We start from the raw sequence: 18,908 nt of genomic DNA, 5'->3' as shown, positions 1-18,908 counted from the left end.
CTTAGCGCTCGCCGCGCTCCTTACGCAGCTTCGACCACCAATCCAGCCGCTTGCGGATTTCTCGCTCGAAACCGCGTTCCGGTGGATCGTAGAAGGTCTGGCGACCCATCTTCTCTGGAAAATAATTCTGGCCTGAAAAGGCGTCCGGCTCATCGTGGTCGTAGCGATAGCCGTCGCCATAGCCTTCGGTGCGCATCAGCTTCGTCGGCGCGTTGAGGATATGCTTGGGCGGCAGCAGCGAACCGTTCTGCTTGGCGGCCTGCGTGGCAGCCTTGAAGGCCGTGTAGACGGCATTCGATTTCGGCGCGGTCGCGAGATAGACGCAGGCTTGTGCCAGAGCCAGTTCCCCCTCCGGCGACCCGAGATAATCATAGGCGTCCTTGGCGGCATTGCAGATGACCAGGGCCTGCGGATCGGCAAGCCCGATATCTTCCACGGCCATGCGCACCAGCCGGCGACCCAGATAGAGCGGATCCTCGCCGGCATCGAACATGCGGGCGAGATAATAGAGCGCGGCGTCAGGGTCGGAACCGCGAACCGACTTGTGCAGCGCCGATATCAGATTGTAGTGCCCATCCTGCGCCTTGTCATAGACCGGGGCGCGGCGCTGGACGATCTTGACCAGCATGTCGGGATCGAAAAGCTCGTCCTTGCGCGCGGCGCGCCAGACCTCTTCCGCCAGGGTCAGCACCGAACGGCCATCGCCATCGGCCATGCCGATCAGGCTGGCCCGGGCATCGTCCGTCAACGGCAGCGGCTTGCCTTCCACCGTTTCGGCCCGGCGCAACAGCTCCTCCAGGCTTTCCTCGTCATGCGAATGGAATGTCAGGACGCGGGCGCGGGAGAGGAGAGCGGCGTTTAGTTCGAAGGATGGATTCTCTGTCGTCGCTCCCACAAGAATGACGGTGCCGTCTTCCATCACGGGCAGGAAGCTATCCTGCTGCGCGCGATTGAAGCGATGGATCTCGTCGACGAAAAGCAGGGTCTGGCGGCCATCCATGCGGCGCAACCGCGCCGCTTCGAAGACCTTCTTCAGATCGGCGACGCCGGAAAAGATCGCCGAAATCTGTTCGAAGGCGAGACCCGCCTCACCCGAAAGCAGCCTGGCAACGGTTGTCTTGCCGGTGCCGGGCGGTCCCCAGAAGATCATCGATCCCAGCGAACCCGCCTCGATCATCCGGCGCAGAACACCGTCCTCGCCCGTCAGATGCGCCTGGCCAGTGACTTCGGCCAGCGTTTGCGGCCGCAGGCGATCGGCCAGAGGCCGCTTGTTGGCGACCTCCTCCGGTATCCGCGGTGCAAACAGGTCATTGCTCATCGGAAGAACTGCCGGATGCGCTGGCCGTCACGCTCGATCTCGACGCGCCAGAAGCTCGGGTTTGACGTGACGGTCTGCTGGAGGATCTCGGTCGTATTGATCGCCACGCCATTGATGGAAATAACGATATCGCGCGCGGCAAATCCCAGCCGATCGGCCGGCGAGCTCTGCTTCAGGCTTTCGATGACGACGCCGGTGGAATCCGGCGGCAGATGCAGATCATCAGCAACCCGCGGCGAAAGATTGGCAACGGTCGCGCCGGAGAAGGGATTGTTGCCCTCGATCACCCGCTCATCGCGCGGGATGGATTCAGGCGCCGCGGCAAGCGTCATCGTGGCCTGATGTTCCTTGCCGTTGTCAAGCACGGTCAGGGACACGGTCACGCCGAGGCCGGCCGTCGTCAGGCGATAGCCGAGCGCATCGGGATGCTCGATCGAGATGTTGTTCAGCGCCGTGATCACCTCGCCGGGCTTGAGGCCGGCCTTGGCCGCCGGGCCGCCATCGACCACCTTGGTCACCAGCGCACCGCGCACCTTGTCCAGGCCGAGCGCTTCGGCGACATCGGATGTAACCGGCTCGAAAGTGGCGCCGATATAGGGCCGCTCGAAGGACTTGTCGCCACGATCGGCCGCGGCAAGGAAGACCTTAACCAGATTGGCGGGGATGGCGAAGCCGATACCGTTGGAACCGCCACCCTGGGAGAAGATCGCCGTGTTGAGCCCGATCAGCTCTCCTGTCATGTTGACGAGCGCACCGCCGGAATTGCCGGGGTTGATCGAGGCATCCGTCTGGATGAAGAAGCCGACCTCGTTCTTCACCTGGTTGCGGGCGAGCGCGGAAACAATGCCGCTGGTCACCGTCTGTCCCACGCCGAAGGGATTGCCGATCGCGAGCACGAGATCGCCGACCTCGATGCCATCGGAATTGCTAAGCGGCAGAACCGGGAAGCTCTCATTCTTCGATTGGATCTTCAACACCGCGAGATCGACGCGATCGTCCTTCAGGATGACCTTGCAGGGAAACTCGCGTCCGTCCGAAAGCGCGATCTTGATATCGTCCGCGCCATCGACGACGTGGTTGTTGGTGATAACGGTGCCGTTGGCCTCCACGATGACGCCCGAGCCGAGCGAAGACTGCTTCTCGGTGCGATTCGGCATGCGCTGGCCGAAAAACTGCTCGAAGAAAGGATCGCCGGCGAAGGGGGACTGGCGCTGCACGACACGCTCGGCATAGACGTTCACGACGGCGCCGGCCGTCTGCTTGACCAGCGGAGCGAAGGAAAGCTGCATTTGCGTCTTGCTTTCCGGCAGCGTCTTCGCCGTCTGGGCCCCAGCGGAAAGCGGCATCGCCATGATGAGGGCAATCATCGAAACGGCAGTGCGCTTCAGGAGGACATGCATGGAAATTTCCCTTTTTAATTCTCTTTAAACAACGTTGTAGCGCCCGACGCTAGAAAGAAAAGAGGGCGGAAGCATGAAGCATAAATGGACGCTGGCAACGATAAAAAACAGGCTCGCCGAACAAAAACATGCTGTCATGCATTTCGTGTTGGGAATCGTCAAAGGGAACCAAACATGCGATTGAATCATCTTGCCGCCGCCACCTTCCTCATTTCCTTAGGCATGGCCGGCGCCTCCCACGCCGCCAGCTTCGATTGCGAGGCGCAGAGCCTGAAGCCGGACGAAAAGACCATATGCGAGGTACGGGCGCTCAACGATGCGGATGTAAAGATGGTGACGACCTTCGACCTGCTCTCCGGCCTTCTCGCCATGGGCGCGCGCGGCACAATGCAGGACCAGCAGACGGAATGGCTGAAGAAGCGGCAGGCCTGTGGCGCGGACGTCGCTTGCCTCACATTGTCCTATCAGGAGCGTCAGAAAGAGCTGAATGACGCGTACAAGCAGATCAATCGGCCGTTGTGAGCGAATGAAAGAGTTCCAAAATTCAAAAACCCCTGATTTGTAATCAGGGGTTTTCAGCTTGCTTTAGATAAGCGACTTATTACTTCCCGCTGAGATCGCGAACGGCACCGCGGTCCGCACTGGTTGCGAAAGCCGCATAAGCTTTCAACGCCGTAGTGACATTGCGCTTGCGCGGTTCGGCCGGGTGCCAACCCCTAACGTTCTGATCTTCGCGGCGAGCGGCGAGTTCCGCCTCATCGACACGCAGGCTGATCGTGCGGTTGGGGATGTCGATGTCGATCATGTCGCCTTCACGCACCAGGCCGATCGTGCCGCCATTGGCCGCTTCCGGCGAGGCGTGGCCGATCGAGAGGCCGGACGTGCCGCCGGAGAAACGTCCATCGGTGATGAGCGCGCAGGCCTTGCCGAGGCCCTTCGACTTCAGATAGCTCGTCGGATAGAGCATTTCCTGCATGCCGGGGCCGCCCTTCGGGCCTTCATAACGGATGACGACAACATCGCCCGCTACTACCTCGTTGCTGAGGATGCCCTTGACGGCAGCGTCCTGGCTTTCAAAGACCTTGGCCGGACCGGAGAACTTCAGGATCGATTCATCGACGCCGGCGGTCTTCACAATGCAGCCGTCGAGCGCCAGATTGCCTTTGAGGACTGCAAGGCCACCATCCTTGGAGAAGGGATGCTGCGCATCGCGGATAACGCCCTTTTCGCGATCGAGATCAAGCTCGTCCCAGCGTGCGCTCTGGCTAAAGGCAACCTGCGTCGGGACACCACCGGGGGCAGCGCTGAAGAGCTCCAGAGCCGCCTTGTTATCGGTGACGGCAATATCCCATTGCGCCAGTGCCTCGCCCAAGGTCGGGGCGTGGACGGTCGGCAGATCGGGGTTCAACAATCCGGCGCGGTTCAGTTCGCCGAGGATTGCCATAATGCCGCCAGCGCGATGCACGTCTTCCATATGAACGTCGGACTTGGCTGGCGCGACCTTCGAAAGGCAGGGAACGCGCCGCGACAGGCGGTCGATATCGTCCATGGTGAAATCGACTTCGCCTTCGTGCGCCGCCGCCAGAATATGCAGCACGGTATTGGTCGAGCCGCCCATGGCGATATCCAGTGCCATCGCATTCTCGAACGCACCCTTGCTCGCGATCGTCCGCGGCAAAGCTGTCACGTCGTCCTGCTCATAATAGCGCTTCGCGAGTGCAACGACCCGACGGCCGGCTTCGAGGAAGAGTTCCTTCCGGTCCGAATGGGTTGCGAGCGTCGAGCCGTTGCCCGGCAGCGACAGGCCGAGCGCCTCGGTCAGGCAGTTCATCGAATTGGCCGTGAACATGCCCGAGCACGAGCCGCAGGTCGGACAGGCAGAGCGCTCGATAACCTGAACGTCCTCATCGCTGATCTTGTCGTCGGCCGCGGCAACCATGGCGTCAACGAGATCGAGGGCGACCTTCTTGCCGTGCAGGACGACCTTGCCGGCTTCCATCGGGCCGCCGGAGACGAAGATCGTCGGGATGTTCAGGCGCAGCGAGGCCATCAGCATGCCGGGAGTGATCTTGTCGCAGTTGGAGATGCAGACCATGGCGTCGGCGCAATGGGCGTTGACCATGTATTCGACGCTGTCGGCGATGAGCTCGCGCGATGGCAGCGAATAGAGCATGCCGTCATGACCCATGGCGATGCCGTCGTCGACGGCGATGGTGTTGAACTCCTTGGCAACGCCGCCAGCCGCCTCGATCTCGCGCGCGACGAGCTGGCCGAGATCCTTGAGGTGGACGTGGCCGGGCACGAACTGGGTGAAGGAGTTGACCACCGCAATGATGGGCTTGCCGAAATCGCTGTCCTTCATGCCCGTGGCGCGCCAAAGGCCGCGCGCGCCAGCCATGTTGCGGCCGTGGGTGGTGGTTCTGGAACGATAAGCTGGCATGGTGTCTCTTCCTCGTCATCCTGGAATTTGCGTGGCGTCGGCAGGGCCCAAGGTTTCGAGCCAAAGGGGACGCCGGCAACTCCGCTTTTTGGAATTGTCCTAATCCAATCGTGCGATACTGTCACTATCAACTCAAGCGAATCCGGTACGCAGCCGGGTATGGGCCGCAGCCGGGCAAGCAGGCGTTACGACCAGAATTGGGAATGGAGCAGCCCGATCACAAGCGCACACAAAAAGTTGCTTTCACTTCCAAAGAAATGCCGGCCTAAGAGTGTAACAAAATCCGCGTCTGCTGCGTATCGCTTATATCGAAGCTGCTATCGCATAGAGGAATTGTTCCATGGCTGCCTACCGTCCGCCCAAAATCGCATCTTCCGAAATCACACCCCGCTCGATCTATCTCAAGCGCCGCGGCTTCCTGACGGCGGCGGCCGCCGGCATCGGCATGGTGGCCATCGGCGACAAGGCTGCGATGGCGGAAGCGCTGGCGGCAACCAAGAGCAATTATACGGTCAATGAGAAGCTGACGCCGATCAAGGACGTCACCACCTACAACAATTTCTACGAATTCGGCCTCGACAAATCCGACCCGGCCAACCTCTCCGGCAAATTCAAACCTCGACCCTGGACGGTCAAGGTCGACGGCATGGTCAACAAGCCCGGCACCTTCGATATCGACGCGCTGATCAAGGAGTTCCCGCCGGAAGAGCGTGTCTATCGCATGCGCTGCGTCGAAGCCTGGTCGATGGTGATCCCCTGGGACGGCTTCCAGCTCTCCGCCCTGCTCGACAAGGTGGAACCGCAAGCCAGCGCCCAATTCGTGGCTTTCGAGACCGTGGTCCGGCCGGAGGAGATGACGGGGCAGTCGGGCCTGTTGCAATCCTTGAACTGGCCCTATGTCGAGGGCCTGCGTCTGGACGAGGCGCGCAACCCGCTGACGCTGCTTGCCGTCGGGCTCTATGGCGAGACCCTGCCGAACCAGAACGGCGCACCGATTCGGCTCGTCGTGCCCTGGAAATACGGCTTCAAGGGCATCAAGTCGATCGTCCGCATCACGCTCACCGACAAGCAGCCGCTGAATACCTGGCAGGCGACCAACAGCCAAGAATACGGTTTCTATGCCAACGTCAATCCGGCCGTCGACCATCCGCGCTGGAGCCAGGCGACCGAGCGTCGCATCGGCGAAGGCGGCTTCTTCGGCGCCAATCGCCACCCCACCCTGCCCTTCAACGGCTATGCCGATCAGGTCGCCAGCCTCTATACCGGCATGGATCTCAGGGTGAATTTCTGATGGCGCTCTCCTTCGCTCTGCCCAAGCGCTGGCAACCCGCCTCCGTTTGGGCGCTCTATTTTGTCGGGCTTTTGCCGGCCGCATGGGAGTTCTATCTCGGCGCGACGGACCAGCTCGGCGCCGACGCAGTGAAGACCTTCGAGCTCTTCCTGGGGCTATGGGCGATCCGCTTCCTACTTTTGACGCTTGCGGTCACGCCGCTTCGGGATCTCTTCGGCTGGAACTATCTGCGCTATCGCCGCGCACTCGGCCTCATCTGTTTCTACTATGCGCTGATGCACCTAACCGTCTATATGGTTCTCGATCAGGCGCTCGACGTACAGGCCGTCATCAACGATGTGCTGAAGCGGCCCTTCATCATGTTCGGCATGGCGGGCCTCGTCATGCTGCTGGCACTTGCCGTGACCTCGAACAATTTCTCGATCAAACGGCTCGGCAAGAAATGGATCTGGCTGCATCGCCTGGTCTATATCATCGCCGCCTGTGGTGCCTTGCATTTTGCGCTATCGACCAAGGTGCTGTCGCTGGAACAGTTCATCTATATCGGCCTGCTGATCGCCATGATCCTCTACAGATCCTACAGGCCGATCATGATGGAGAAACGCCGGGCCGCGCGCAGGCCTGTGGCAGCATCCAGTTCCAGCGCGGCCTGAGGCCGGCCGCTCTGCTCTTCTCAGGCTCTGAGGATAGTCATTCCGCAGCGCTGGCGATTTTGGCCTGGCCTTGCTCCTGCACCTCGACGGTCGCCGTCAGGCCGGCAATCAGCTTCGTGCCGTCGGGCACCTTGTCGAGCGCGATGCGCACCGGCACCCGCTGCGCCAGACGCACCCAGCTGAAGGTCGGCGTGATATTGGCGAGCAGGCTGCCGGAGGTGCGCTCGCGATCCTCGATGCCATAGGCGATGCTTTCGACATGGCCGGTCAGCTTCTCTGCCTGTCCCATCAGGTGGATGAAGACCTCGTCGCCGACATGGATGCGCGGCAGCTTGGTTTCCTCGAAATAGCCTTCGACGCGCAGGGAATCGGTGTCGATGAGCGCTACCTTGGCTGTGCCGGCCGAAACATAGTCGCCTGGACGCAGCCCGAAGTTCGAGATCGTACCGTTGACGGTGGCGCGGATCTCGGAACGGTCGAGGTTCAGCTGTGCGAGTTCGCGATTGGCGGTCGCCTGACGGAGAGAAGCTTCCGCCTGCTCTTCGGTGGTCTGCGCCTGCTCCTTCTGCTGGAGGGAGGCAGCATCGCCGAGGCGCGCCTGCCGCTGGTTCTCGCGGCGGGCTTGATCGAGAGCGGCCTTGCTGCTTGCAAGGGCGGCATCCGCCTGCTCGGCAGCGATGGCAAAGCGATCGCGATCGACACGGAAGAGAACATCGCCTTTCTTGACGATCTGGTTGTCCTTGACGAGCACATCGCTCACGAGACCGGAGACGTCAGGCGCGATGCCAACGACATCGGCCCTGAGGCGTGCATCGCGCGTCCATGGCTCGTCCATGTAGTGGCCCCAGAGCTGCCGGCCGACATAGACGGCGGCAATGACGAAGATGAGAGTGACGGCCACACGGCCGATGAGTTTGAGCGCGTTCATGTGAAGTACCAACGAGAGACAGAGGAGACGGCGCCGAGCAGCAGGACGTAAAGCGCGAGATCGAAGAGACCGCGATGCCAGACCAGAGTGTAAGCCCCGATCCATGCGAGCAGGCGCCGTAGGATGATGACGGCAAACAGCGTCACGAGCATGAGAACGAGAAGGCGTGGGATATAGACGCCATAAAGATCGAATTCTGCGGGCATGACATTACTCGGCGGCAATGGAATGAGGTTGGGTTATGTCCGATACGGGTGGTCGCCAGCTCGCCGGCGGCTCGGCATGGGGAAAGAGAGCCCGGCGAAGGCCGACCAGCGCATCGAGGCTCGCCCGGCCAGAGTGGCGTTTTTCCTGCGCGACCGCTTCGAGGCCATGATCGATCGACACGCGCAATTCATCAGAGGGATCAATGGCGCGCTTGGCCTTCAGCCTGGAGCGATAGAAATCCGATACGCCGATCAGGACGTCGCTGACGGATGCGGCGGCAGCCGGCGTCAGTTGCCCGCGCTCCTTCTGCAACATCAGCACGTTGAAGCCGAGACGGACATCGGCGTAGCCGTCGACCTTCTTCAGTTCGCGATTCTCGATGCCCGCCAGGCGGGGTACGAGCTGGCCTAGACGATCCAGAATGCGGCCGGACAGGCGCTCGTGGTCGGCGCGGCGGATGCCGGCCGCTGTTTCAGCAAGATCGGTCCAGCCGGCTCTCACCAGCCGCCAAGCGGCAAGTTCGGCGCCGAACGGACGGGTGAGTAAGGTCCAGACCAAAGCGAAGCCCACGCCCGCGAGAGCCCCAACGGCGCTGTTCGCGAAGCTGGCGAAATCGGCCGTGTAGCGATCCTGCAGCGCGATGAAGGTGGCACCGTTCACCGCCAGCAGCATGGCGAGCATGTTGGTCTGCGGCCGTGGGATCAACAAGCCCATCACCAGGAAGGGCGGCGCGAAGACCAGGACCAACATCTCGAAGCCGGAAATAGAAGGCAATATGCCGAAGATATAGACGCAGGCGATGACCAGGCTCATGGCGCACCAGACAAACATCGAGGTGATGAAGGGTGCGGGCCGATCGAGCGAGGCGAAAAACGAACAGGCAACCGCCGCCATGGTGACAAAGCCCGCGCCATCCTGCCATCCGGAATAGATCCAGAAAAAGCAGGCAACGGCGATGCCGACGACAACCGCGCCGGCGGAGAAGGCAAGCAGGCCATAATCATAGTGCCTGATATGACCGACGACATTGCGGTGGCGGAAGGCCGGACGCCATGTGCCGATCTGCTGGCCGGAGATGATCTGATCGCGCAGCGTCAGGCAGTCCTGCCAGAGATCGACGATTTCCTTCAGGCGATCGAGAGCGCTCGACCGGACGAGATCATCCCAGCCGAGGTCGATGTCGCTCCGCTGCAATTCCTCGATCTTTCCCGACAGCGCATCGGCGGTATCGTCGGCCTTGCCGCCACCGCCCTGCCTGAGCCAATCGGCGACATTGTTCAAAACCGCAACAAGCTCCCGCGGCAGTGGCTTTCCGCCGGTTTTCAGCGCGTGCAGGCGATCGGCGAGAGAGGAGAAGAGCGGCAGCAACATCAGCAGGCGGCCGCGCAGCTCACGCGAATGCCTGACGATATCGCGGCTGCCCGCATCATATTTGAGCTGGCTGATGACAAGATCGAGGCCGGAAACATCGGCGGCAAGCTTCTGGCGCTTCAGGGGCGTCGCGGGAGAAGCGCCCTCGCCGCGCAGGATCTCATCCGCCCAGGTACCTGCATCATCCAGCCAAGAGCCGATGCGCTGGCCAAGTACCGTGCCGACGCTGCTCGGAAAGACGATGGCGCTGACGACGCTCGCGCAGACGATGCCGATAATGATCTCCTCGGAACGGGCAAGAGCTACATCGAATACGGTTTCTGGCGCGCCGACGGTCGGAAGCGCGATCAGCGGCAGCGAATAGCCGGCCAGCATAAAGACATAGCTGCGCGAGGTACGGTCGAGCATCGAGATGAACAGCAAGGTGCCGGTCCACAGCGCGACGACGATGGAGAGCAATTCCGGCGCATTGACGAAGAGCGGAACGAGGACCACCGACGCGCAGGCGCCGATGAGCGTGCCGAGAGCACGATAGAGCCCCTTGGAGCTGGTTGCGCCAGCAAGCGGATTGGCGACCACATAGACGGCGGCCATCGCCCAATAGGGGCGCGGCAGGTCCAGCGACAGCGCGATGAACAGCGCCATGATCGCCGCAATGAAGGCTTTGACCGAAAACAGCCAGTCGCGCCAGGATGGAAGGCTCATAGGGCTCTCTCCCGCTCCTGCTCGGCCCCGCCGGTCCTCGGCGATTCGAATTCCTCGAAAGCCTTCAGAACACGAACGGCAGCTTCGATATCCGCCGGGTCGACATTGGCGAGGATTTTGCCGCGCAGCTCGTCGAGGGCGTCCTCCATGCGGGAGGCAAGCATCTCGCCTTCGGCCGTCAGCCACAGGCCTTTCGCGCGCCGATCCGTCGGATCATCCTTGCGGATGACGAGATCCATGCTTTCGAGCTGATCGAGCAAGCGGACCAGAGACGGTCCTTCGATGCCGACATAGGTGGCGAGAGCCACCTGCCGAACGCCTCCCCCCAGACGGCCGATCCAAAGCAGCGGCGCGGCCGCGGCCTCAGATATGCCATAGGAGCTCAGCGCGAGATCGACGACGCGTCGCCATTGGCGACCGGTCGTCAGCAGATTGGCGGTGAAGAGACGTTGCAGGGCATTTAACGATGTCATGGAATTCAATTAGCACTAAACTAATTAGGATTCAAATTATTATGGTCAAAAGCACTACCTGAAATGGGAAATGCAGCTATGCGAATATTGATGGGCATGCGGTAGGGTGTCTGGCATCAAACCAAGCGGTTCCGTTTCCGCCGCGATAGCACCCAATCCAGCGTCAGTGCCGCCGCGATACCGGTGACATAGGCGAGAATATTCCAGGGCGAGAATACCCGCCCCAGCAGCAGAGCACCCGTCGTGGTCAATCGAAATGCATCCAGCGCCGGCGTGTGCCAAAGCCTGAAAAGCTCGACAAGCACGGCGACGATGATTGCGGCCAAGGTGATCCTGAACCGGTGCGCCCCAGCAAAGACCGTCGCGAGCAGCCAGTAGACCATGGCTCCCCACAGGATCGAGCCGCCGTATTTGACGATCTCGAAGGGCAGATGCGCCGCATATCCGAACCGCCTGAGCGCTAGGCCGCAAGCTATGGTCAGCAACAGCGCCAGAAACAGGCTTATTCTCCTGCGTGTCAATTCCCGCTGCATGCCTGACGGTGCCCTTCACAGATAGACGCGCATAAGTCGCCCTACGACTCAGCAATGCAGCGTCGATATTCCATAGTGATCGCGAGGAATGAAAGTCCGCTTCCAAGATCCACAAACGAAGTCATGACCTCCACCAAAGGTGGAGGTTTGAAACGCTGCGCTTGAACCACTAGAAGTGGTTTTGTTAGCGCTTAGTAGCTACGATTGAAGAGGTCGGCAAAGTCGGAAGCTTTGTCGGCCTTTTCCTGATTACGGATATACTGTCTGACGACCTGCTCGTTGTAGCCCGTCGTCGATACGAAATACCCGCGCGCCCAAAAGTGATAACCCTTGTAGCGCCGCTTGCGCGCATATTTGTTGGCAACATAAAGCGCCGTCTTGCCCTTCAGAAAGCCAACAATATGCGCAACCGAATATTTCGGCGGGATCGATATCAGCATATGCACATGGTCGGGCATCAAATGACCCTCTTCGATCTGGCAGCCTTTCTGCTGTGCCAGCCGACGTAAGAGTTCTCCCAACTCACGCCGTACGTCCCCGTAGAGTCTTTTCGTTCGGTATTTGCTGCCAAAAACAACGTGATACTTGCAGTCCCACGTCGCATGCGAGAGCGTTTGCTCATCCATAAAACCTCCTTGTTCGAAGTCTGGGCCACGCCAGCGGTTCAAGCAGGAGGTCTCTCAACTACCGTGTAGAACGCGTCCAGTCCTCCACCGTAGGTGGAGGTTTACTTTGATTACAGAAAAGGCCGGATGATTTCTCATCCGGCCTTCAATCTTTGGTCCGAAGCGAGCCTTAAGCGGCTGCGGCTTCTTCCTCGGCAGCAACGCGAGCCTTGTCGGCTGCGCCCTTGGCAGAGATGTCACGATCGACGAATTCGACGACTGCGAGAGCGGCATTGTCGCCCTGGCGGAAGCCAGCCTTCATGATGCGCAGGTAGCCGCCGTTGCGGGTGGCGTAGCGCGTTGCGATCGCGTCGAAGAGCTTGGCAACGACAACAGCGTCGCGGATCTGCGAGATGGCCTGACGACGAGCGTGCAGGTCACCGCGCTTGCCGAGGGTTACCAGCTTCTCGACGATCGGACGAATTTCCTTCGCCTTCGGGAGCGTGGTGACGATCTGCTCATGGGTGATGAGCGAAGCCGCCATGTTGGCGAACATCGCCTTACGGTGGCTAGCGGTTCTGTTCAGCTTGCGGCCGGCTTTACCGTGGCGCATGGCTATTCTCCTTCACTTGCAAGCATCGCTCGCCTGCAGTTTGTTGGGCGCATGCCCCGCTCCAATTCCCAGCGGAGCGAAAGGTGCATGCGCAGTTTAAGATGCTAAGGCCAGCTTTAAGCGCTCCACGGAGCGCTTGCGGCCTTAGTATTGGTCTTCGTATCGCTTGGCGAGATCTTCGATGTTCTCGGGCGGCCATGCCGGCACTTCCATGCCGAGGTGCAGGCCCATGGAAGCGAGAACTTCCTTGATTTCGTTCAGCGACTTGCGACCAAAATTCGGCGTGCGGAGCATTTCTGCTTCGGTCTTCTGAATGAGGTCGCCGATGTAGACGATGTTGTCGTTCTTCAGGCAATTTGCCGAGCGAACGGACAGTTCGAGTTCGTCCACCTTCTTGAGGAGAGCCGGATTGAAAGCGAGTTCGGTAACTGCTTCCTCTTCGGTTTCCTTCTGCGGCTCGTCGAAGTTGACGAACACGCCAAGCTGATCCTGCAGGATGCGCGCCGCGAAAGCGACGGCATCTTCACCGCTGATCGAACCATCGGTTTCGAGCGACATGCTCAGCTTGTCGTAGTCGAGAACCTGTCCTTCACGGGTATTTTCAACCTTGTAGGACACCTTCTTGACCGGCGAATAGAGGCTATCGACCGGGATAAGACCGATCGGAGCATCTTCCGCACGATTGCGCTCGGCGGGGACATAGCCCTTGCCGTTGTTGACGGTGAATTCCATACGGATTTCGGCGCCCTCGTCGAGCGTGCAGATCACATGCTCGGGGTTGAGGATTTCGATATCGCCGACCGTCTGGATGTCGCCAGCCGTTACGACGCCTGGGCCCTGCTTGCGGACGACCATGCGCTTGGCATCATCGCCATCCATCTTGATGGCGATTTCCTTGATGTTCAGCACGATATCCGTCACGTCTTCTCGGACGCCCGGGATAGAGGAGAACTCATGCAGCACGCCGTCGATCTGCACGGCCGTCACAGCGGCGCCACGCAGAGAAGACAGCAGAACGCGACGCAGCGCGTTGCCGAGGGTGAGACCAAAGCCACGCTCCAGCGGTTCGGCCACGAGCGTTGCCTTGGTACGGCCGCTCGAGGTGAACTCGACCTTGTTGGGCTTGATCAGTTCCTGCCAGTTTTTCTGAATCATGTTTTTGCCTTCCGTTCGTTGCCACCATCCAATCGTGGCAACCGAGCTTGAGTAACACCGAGCCGGGCGCATCTACCCCGGCCAGTGTCGTGAGTGGCGATGATCAGACGCGACGCTTCTTGCGCGGGCGGCAACCATTGTGCGGGATCGGGGTCACATCGCGGATCGACGTGATCATGAAACCAGCAGCCTGGAGGGCGCGCAGAGCGGATTCACGACCGGAGCCCGGACCGCAAACTTCAACTTCCAGCGACTTCATGCCATGTTCTTGAGCCTTCTTGGCGCAGTCTTCAGCGGCGATCTGGGCAGCGAACGGGGTCGACTTGCGCGAACCCTTGAAGCCCTTGGCACCAGCGGACGACCAGGCAATCGCGTTGCCCTGTGCGTCGGTGATAGTGATCATCGTGTTGTTGAAGGTCGAGTTGACGTGTGCGACGCCCGACGAAATGTTTTTACGTTCGCGACGACGAACGCGTACGGCTTCCTTGGCCATGGTAGTCCTTTCTTGGATCTCTGCACCGCCGTAATGCCAGCGGCTACACCGGAGTGACGCTCGTTGAGCCCCACTCCAAACTCAAAAGAGGCCGGCGGACCGCCAGCCTCCCCATTCCGGTTTCCCGGAAATTACTTCTTCTTACCAGCAATCGCCTTTGCCGGACCCTTCCGGGTACGGGCATTGGTGTGCGTGCGCTGGCCGCGAACCGGCAGGCCGCGACGATGACGCAGGCCGCGGTAGCTGCCCAGGTCCATCAGACGCTTGATGTTCATCGCAGTGTCGCGACGCAGGTCACCTTCGACCTGGTAGTCACGGTCGATGGTTTCGCGGATCTGCAGAACTTCAGCATCCGTCAACTGGTTGACGCGACGCTCGGCCGGAATACCGACCTTCTCGCAGATTTCCTGTGCAAACTTCGGTCCGATCCCGTGAATGTAACGAAGCGCAATAACTACGCGCTTTGCAGTCGGGATGTTGACGCCAGCGATACGAGCCACGCCTGTTCTCCTTGCATTCCTTTTGCCTTGGCAAAGGGTCTTGTTATGCAGCCCGGGAGCTGCTTGTTCAATGTGCGTCCGCCACATGTCAAAACGACCGTACCCGGACTTCCCGTTGGAAATCCGCGCCGATCGCATAGCATGTCGCGAGTTGGCGCGGTGTTTAGCGGAATCAGCGCAAAAAAGCAACCGCTCCGGCAAGTTTATTTTAGTCTATCCAAGCTTAGCGAGGATGCCTTCGATGCTGTCGGTCACATGCTCGATATCGGCCATGCCGTCGATGCTCTGCAACTTGCCCTTGGCATAGTAGTAACCGATCAGTGGCGAGGTCTCCTTGTAGTAGACCTGGAGACGGGTTGCCATGGTCTCGGCATTGTCATCCGGCCGGCGCTTGAAATGCGTCGAGCCGCATTTATCGCAGACACCAGCCGTCGCCGGAACCTTGTCAGTGTCGTGATAGACGCTGCCGCAGTTCGAACAGGAATAACGGCCGGAAACCCGGCGAATCAGTTCGGCATCATCGACCTTGAGCTCGATGACGACCGAAAGCTCCAGGCCCTTGACCTTCAACATCTGCTCGGTAGCATCAGCCTGCACCAGTGTACGCGGGAAACCGTCGAGAATGAAACCCTTCGCGCAATCGGGCTGATCGATGCGTTCGGAAACAATGGCGTTGACGATCTCATCGGAAACAAGCTTCCCGGCGTCCATGACAGCCTTGGCGCGCTTGCCAACTTCAGTCTCGGCCGCCACCGCGGCTCTCAGCATATCACCTGTGGAAAGCTGCGGAATGCCGTAGTTTTCCACGATACGCTGGGCCTGGGTCCCCTTACCTGCTCCCGGCGGCCCTAAAAGTATGAGTCTCATCGCCCCCTCTTTCCTCCACGCAACTTCGATTTCTTGATCAGGCCTTCATATTGCTGTGCAATCAGGTGACCCTGAATCTGTGCCACCGTATCCAGCGTTACGCTAACCACGATCAGAAGCGAAGTGCCACCCAGAGACAAGGGAATACCTGTCTGGGATACGAGAATTTCGGGCAGGATGCAGACGAAGACGAGGTAGATCGCGCCGATGACCGTGATGCGGGTCAGCACGTAATCGATATATTCGGCAGTGCGCTCACCCGGACGGATACCCGGAATGAAGCCGCCATGCTTCTTCAGATTGTCGGCCGTGTCCTTCGGATTGAAGACGAGCGCGGTGTAGAAGAAGGCGAAGAAGGCGATCAGCGCACCGTAGAACACCATGTAGACGGGCTGGCCGTGACCAAGCGCGGCGACGATCGACGTTACCCAGGTCGGGAGCGCCGTGTTGTTGCCGAGACCGGCAACCGTTGCCGGCAGCAGGAGCAGCGACGATGCGAAGATGGCCGGAATGACGCCCGAGGTATTGAGCTTCAGCGGCAGGTGCGAGGTATCGCCCTGGAACATGCGCGTGCCGACCTGGCGCTTCGGATACTGGATCAGCAGGCGACGCTGGGCGCGCTCAACGAAGACGATGAGCGCAATGACCAGGACGGCGACGACGAGAACGGCAAGAATAAGACCGGTCGACAGCGCACCCGTGCGGCCGAGCTCGAGCGTGCCGGCAAGAGCGGTCGGAAGACCGGCGGCAATGCCGGCGAAGATGATCAGCGAGATACCGTTGCCGATACCGCGCGACGTAACCTGCTCACCGAGCCACATCAGGAACATGGTGCCGCCGAGCAGCGTGATGACGGTGGAGATCCGGAAGAACCAGCCGGGATCCACCACGACGCCGTTGCCATGCTCCAGGCCGATCGCAATGCCATAGGCCTGCAGCGCGCCGAGCAGAACCGTGCCGTAGCGGGTGTACTGGTTGATGATCTTGCGGCCCTGCTCGCCTTCCTTCTTCAGGTTTTCAAGCGACGGCACGACCGACGTCATCAGCTGGACGATGATCGAGGCCGAAATATAGGGCATGATGCCGAGCGCAAAGATAGCCATGCGCTGCACGGCGCCGCCCGAAAACATGTTGAAGAGGCCGAGGATACCGCCCGACTGATTCTGGAAAGCCTGGGCATAAGCAGCAGGATTGAGGCCAGGAAGCGGAATGTGAGTGCCGAGTCGATAGACGAGGAGAGCGCCGAGCGTAAACCACAAGCGCTTCTTGAGATCCTCAGCCTTAGCAAAGGTCGAGAAATTGAGATTGGACGCCAATTGTTCCGCTGCAGAAGCCATGCAAATCTCCGCATCACCAATTCCGGCATAATCGGCCGGGTCCGGAATCAGTAAGTAAATTGTTCAAAATTCGGGCTTCGGACGGATTGCCATGCAATCGGACGCCTCACCCTCGGTTCCCGTTATCAACCGGAAAGACACTGCCGCATCGTTCAGGTTCGTGAGGCTCACATATGGGAGAAAAATCGCCCGAAGTGAAGCACCTCGGGCGATCTTTGATAATATTATTCTGCGGCAGGAGCTTCTGCGGCAGAAGCGAGCAACTTGATGGAGCCGCCTGCCTTTTCGATCTTTTCGACCGCCGGCTTGGAAGCGCCTGCAACTTCAAGCGCAATCTTCGCCTTCAGTTCACCGTCGGAGAGGACGCGAACGCCATCCTTGACGCGGCGAATCACGCCGGCAGCCTTGAGGGCAGCCGCATCAACGGTCTTCTTGGCATCGAGCTTGCCGGCATCGACGGCAGCCTGGATGCGGGCCAGCGATACGACAACGTAATCGGCGGCGAAGATATTGTTGAAGCCGCGCTTCGGCAGGCGACGATAGATAGGCATCTGCCCACCTTCGAAGCCGTTGATCGCAACACCCGAACGGGACTTCTGACCCTTCACACCACGGCCACCGGTCTTACCGGAGCCGGAGCCGATGCCGCGGCCGAGGCGCTTGCGGCTATGGGTCGAGCCTTCGTTATCCTTGATCTCATTCAGTTTCATAACGATTTACCTCCGGCTCACTTCTCGTCGACAACGCGAACGAGATGCTGGACAGCACGGATCATGCCACGAACGGCCGGGGTATCTTCCAGCGTGCGGCGACGGTGCATCTTGTTCAGTCCGAGACCGATCAGCGTCTTCTGCTGAACGTCCGGACGGCGGATCGGGCTGCCAATCTGCTCGACCGTAACGGTCGCCTTAGCTTCAGCCTTCTTGGTGGTCGTCTTGGCCATAGGTCAAACTCCCTTATTCTTCGGCGGCGTTGCCCGAAGCGGTACGACGAGCCTGCAGAGTGGCATACTTGATGCCGCGCTGAGCTGCGATGTCCTTCGGGTGAACCTGGTGCTTCAGGGCGTCAAACGTGGCGCGAACCATGTTGTACGGGTTCGACGAACCGGTCGACTTGGCGACGACGTCATGAACGCCGAGCGTTTCGAAGACGGCGCGCATCGGACCGCCGGCGATGATACCGGTACCGACCTTGGCCGAACGCAGCAGAACCTTGCCGGCGCCGTGACGGCCATGAACGTCATGATGCAGGGTACGGCCGTCGCGCAGCGGTACGAAGATCATGTCGCGCTTGGCGCTTTCGGTGGCCTTGCGGATAGCTTCCGGCACTTCGCGTGCCTTGCCATGACCGAAGCCTACGCGGCCCTTCTGGTCGCCAACGACGACGAGAGCGGCAAAACCGAAACGGCGGCCACCCTTTACAACCTTGGCGACGCGGTTGATCGCGACCAGCTTGTCGACGAATTCGCTATCGCGCTCGTCACGGCTCTGACGGTCATCCCGCGAGCCCCTTTTTTCCTGTGCCATTGTCCTCTTCCTTTTTCTTTTCCGGGTGCAATCGGCAAACAACAAAGACCGCATGCCCTCCCCTTGAAGGGAGACGTGCGGTCCGGTGAACATCCGGCCGGCGTTTAAATGCTGCCGACCGGAAACTTGATCAGAAGGACAGACCGCCTTCGCGGGCTGCTTCAGCCAAAGCCTTGATACGGCCGTGGTAGATGAAGGCGCCGCGATCGAACACGACTTCCTTCACGCCGGCCTTGGAGGCACGCTCGGCTACGAGCTTGCCGACGAGGGCCGCCGCCGCGGTATCGGCACCGGTCTTCAGAGAACCGCGCAGATCCTTGTCGAGGGTGGAGGCAGACGCAAGCGTCTTGCCGGCCACATCATCGATGACCTGAACGTAGATGTTCTTCGAAGAGCGATGAACCGACAGGCGCGGACGGCCATTGGCCACCGACTTGATTTGACGACGCACGCGGTTGGCACGACGTGCAAGTGCTTCTTTCCTGCTAGCCAT

General features: G+C 60.2%; 22 protein-coding genes. 3 read left to right on the top strand and 19 right to left on the bottom strand.

What is annotated here, in order from left to right:
• Nucleotide 1: 1 nt before the first annotated feature.
• Nucleotides 2–1,318 carry a replication-associated recombination protein A gene (locus tag CCGE531_RS08070; RefSeq protein WP_120663703.1) on the bottom strand — a complete coding sequence of 439 codons (1,317 nt, stop codon included), beginning with the start codon at nucleotides 1,316–1,318 and terminating at the stop codon, nucleotides 2–4.
• A complete protein-coding gene (locus CCGE531_RS08065; RefSeq protein WP_120663702.1) occupies nucleotides 1,315–2,718 on the bottom strand; it encodes a DegQ family serine endoprotease in 1,404 nt (467 codons plus the stop codon). The genes CCGE531_RS08070 and CCGE531_RS08065 overlap by 4 nt, the downstream gene beginning before the upstream one ends.
• A gap of 222 nt (nucleotides 2,719–2,940) precedes the next feature.
• Here CCGE531_RS08065 and CCGE531_RS08060 point away from each other — a divergent pair, with 222 nt between their 5' ends.
• Entirely contained in the window at nucleotides 2,941–3,240 is a 300-nt protein-coding gene (locus tag CCGE531_RS08060; protein ID WP_245459092.1) for a hypothetical protein, read from the top strand.
• A 79-nt stretch (nucleotides 3,241–3,319) separates the two neighbouring features.
• Here CCGE531_RS08060 and ilvD read toward each other — a convergent pair whose 3' ends face one another.
• Nucleotides 3,320–5,158 carry a dihydroxy-acid dehydratase gene (ilvD, locus tag CCGE531_RS08055; protein ID WP_120663700.1) on the bottom strand — a complete coding sequence of 613 codons (1,839 nt, stop codon included), beginning with the start codon at nucleotides 5,156–5,158 and terminating at the stop codon, nucleotides 3,320–3,322.
• Nucleotides 5,159–5,498: 340 nt separating this feature from the next.
• Here ilvD and msrP point away from each other — a divergent pair, with 340 nt between their 5' ends.
• On the top strand, nucleotides 5,499–6,449 hold the full coding sequence (gene msrP / locus CCGE531_RS08050) for a protein-methionine-sulfoxide reductase catalytic subunit MsrP (protein ID WP_120663699.1): 951 nt from the start codon (nucleotides 5,499–5,501) through the stop codon (nucleotides 6,447–6,449).
• Complete coding sequence (gene msrQ, locus CCGE531_RS08045) at nucleotides 6,446–7,102, top strand: protein-methionine-sulfoxide reductase heme-binding subunit MsrQ (RefSeq protein ID WP_120663698.1); 657 nt, start codon at nucleotides 6,446–6,448, stop codon at nucleotides 7,100–7,102. The genes msrP and msrQ overlap by 4 nt, the downstream gene beginning before the upstream one ends.
• Nucleotides 7,103–7,139: 37 nt before the next feature.
• Here the strand turns inward: msrQ and CCGE531_RS08040 are convergent, their stop codons facing one another.
• The 16 genes from CCGE531_RS08040 to rplR form a co-directional block, all read right to left on the bottom strand.
• Nucleotides 7,140–8,030 carry an HlyD family secretion protein gene (locus tag CCGE531_RS08040; RefSeq protein WP_120663697.1) on the bottom strand — a complete coding sequence of 297 codons (891 nt, stop codon included), beginning with the start codon at nucleotides 8,028–8,030 and terminating at the stop codon, nucleotides 7,140–7,142.
• Nucleotides 8,027–8,236: a DUF1656 domain-containing protein gene (locus tag CCGE531_RS08035; RefSeq protein ID WP_092844950.1), complete on the bottom strand. Its 210-nt coding sequence runs from the start codon at nucleotides 8,234–8,236 to the stop codon at nucleotides 8,027–8,029. Before CCGE531_RS08035 ends, CCGE531_RS08040 begins: the two co-directional genes overlap by 4 nt.
• Nucleotides 8,237–8,240: 4 nt before the next feature.
• A complete protein-coding gene (locus CCGE531_RS08030; protein WP_120663696.1) occupies nucleotides 8,241–10,313 on the bottom strand; it encodes an FUSC family protein in 2,073 nt (690 codons plus the stop codon).
• Nucleotides 10,310–10,786, bottom strand: coding sequence for a MarR family transcriptional regulator (locus tag CCGE531_RS08025; RefSeq protein WP_120663695.1), 477 nt, complete (start codon nucleotides 10,784–10,786; stop codon nucleotides 10,310–10,312). The genes CCGE531_RS08030 and CCGE531_RS08025 overlap by 4 nt, the downstream gene beginning before the upstream one ends.
• A 116-nt stretch (nucleotides 10,787–10,902) precedes the next feature.
• Nucleotides 10,903–11,319: a DUF2809 domain-containing protein gene (locus CCGE531_RS08020; RefSeq protein ID WP_205586478.1), complete on the bottom strand. Its 417-nt coding sequence runs from the start codon at nucleotides 11,317–11,319 to the stop codon at nucleotides 10,903–10,905.
• Between the two features lie 191 nt (nucleotides 11,320–11,510).
• The gene (tnpA, locus tag CCGE531_RS08015) at nucleotides 11,511–11,945 is read right to left on the bottom strand and encodes an IS200/IS605 family transposase (protein ID WP_120663694.1); all 435 of its coding nucleotides are present in this window, start codon (nucleotides 11,943–11,945) and stop codon (nucleotides 11,511–11,513) included.
• Nucleotides 11,946–12,114: 169 nt separating this feature from the next.
• Complete coding sequence (gene rplQ / locus CCGE531_RS08010; protein WP_120663693.1) at nucleotides 12,115–12,537, bottom strand: 50S ribosomal protein L17; 423 nt, start codon at nucleotides 12,535–12,537, stop codon at nucleotides 12,115–12,117.
• 144 nt (nucleotides 12,538–12,681) lie between these two features.
• Complete coding sequence (locus CCGE531_RS08005) at nucleotides 12,682–13,692, bottom strand: DNA-directed RNA polymerase subunit alpha (protein WP_034507362.1); 1,011 nt, start codon at nucleotides 13,690–13,692, stop codon at nucleotides 12,682–12,684.
• Between the two features lie 103 nt (nucleotides 13,693–13,795).
• A complete protein-coding gene (gene rpsK, locus CCGE531_RS08000; protein WP_003547577.1) occupies nucleotides 13,796–14,185 on the bottom strand; it encodes a 30S ribosomal protein S11 in 390 nt (129 codons plus the stop codon).
• A gap of 131 nt (nucleotides 14,186–14,316) precedes the next feature.
• Nucleotides 14,317–14,685, bottom strand: a complete 369-nt coding sequence (rpsM, locus tag CCGE531_RS07995) for a 30S ribosomal protein S13 (RefSeq protein ID WP_015339612.1) — start codon at nucleotides 14,683–14,685, stop codon at nucleotides 14,317–14,319.
• Nucleotides 14,686–14,898: 213 nt separating this feature from the next.
• Nucleotides 14,899–15,552, bottom strand: a complete 654-nt coding sequence (locus tag CCGE531_RS07990) for an adenylate kinase (protein WP_120663692.1) — start codon at nucleotides 15,550–15,552, stop codon at nucleotides 14,899–14,901.
• Entirely contained in the window at nucleotides 15,549–16,889 is a 1,341-nt protein-coding gene (gene secY, locus CCGE531_RS07985; RefSeq protein ID WP_120663691.1) for a preprotein translocase subunit SecY, read from the bottom strand. The genes CCGE531_RS07990 and secY overlap by 4 nt, the downstream gene beginning before the upstream one ends.
• A gap of 224 nt (nucleotides 16,890–17,113) precedes the next feature.
• A complete protein-coding gene (gene rplO / locus CCGE531_RS07980) occupies nucleotides 17,114–17,599 on the bottom strand; it encodes a 50S ribosomal protein L15 (RefSeq protein WP_120663690.1) in 486 nt (161 codons plus the stop codon).
• Nucleotides 17,600–17,616: 17 nt separating this feature from the next.
• Nucleotides 17,617–17,832: a 50S ribosomal protein L30 gene (rpmD, locus tag CCGE531_RS07975; protein WP_120663689.1), complete on the bottom strand. Its 216-nt coding sequence runs from the start codon at nucleotides 17,830–17,832 to the stop codon at nucleotides 17,617–17,619.
• 13 nt (nucleotides 17,833–17,845) lie between these two features.
• Nucleotides 17,846–18,415: a 30S ribosomal protein S5 gene (gene rpsE, locus CCGE531_RS07970; protein ID WP_034480425.1), complete on the bottom strand. Its 570-nt coding sequence runs from the start codon at nucleotides 18,413–18,415 to the stop codon at nucleotides 17,846–17,848.
• A 130-nt stretch (nucleotides 18,416–18,545) separates the two neighbouring features.
• On the bottom strand, nucleotides 18,546–18,908 hold the full coding sequence (gene rplR / locus CCGE531_RS07965) for a 50S ribosomal protein L18 (protein ID WP_034480424.1): 363 nt from the start codon (nucleotides 18,906–18,908) through the stop codon (nucleotides 18,546–18,548).

The organism is Rhizobium sp. CCGE531, assembly GCF_003627795.1.
Taxonomy (GTDB): Bacteria; Pseudomonadota; Alphaproteobacteria; order Rhizobiales; family Rhizobiaceae; genus Rhizobium.
The sequence above is the reverse complement of the archived record's forward strand: the minus strand, read 5'-3'. Positions and strand labels throughout refer to the sequence as shown.